The organism is Cupriavidus sp. SIMBA_020, from assembly GCF_046535395.1.
Taxonomy (GTDB): domain Bacteria; phylum Pseudomonadota; class Gammaproteobacteria; order Burkholderiales; family Burkholderiaceae; genus Cupriavidus; species Cupriavidus campinensis.
On the sequence record NZ_JAWRWU010001532.1, the window covers coordinates 1 to 241 of the forward strand.

Below are 241 nucleotides of genomic sequence, written 5' to 3' on the forward strand. Positions count from 1 at the left end.
AGCATGCTTTTTTTAATGTGATATTTGTACACTTGCTGTTTGTTTTGCCTTATGTTTTTTTATCTATTGCCGATAGTTACAGGCGTTTAGACCCAAGATTAGCGCGGGTTGCTGCAAGCTTAGGCTCAAGCCCATGGAAGGTGTTTATACAAGTTAAATTGCCACAACTATTTGCGCCTATTTTAATTGCGATGGCGCTGGGGTTGGCAATAAGTTTTGGCCAGTATTTATCAACCCAGTT

1 protein-coding gene is annotated in these 241 nt (G+C 40.2%); it reads left to right on the plus strand.

Annotated elements, in window-relative coordinates:
- Positions 1 to 241 (plus strand): ABC transporter permease subunit (locus SB751_RS34720; RefSeq protein ID WP_410749578.1); only part of this gene is annotated, 241 nt, incomplete at both ends.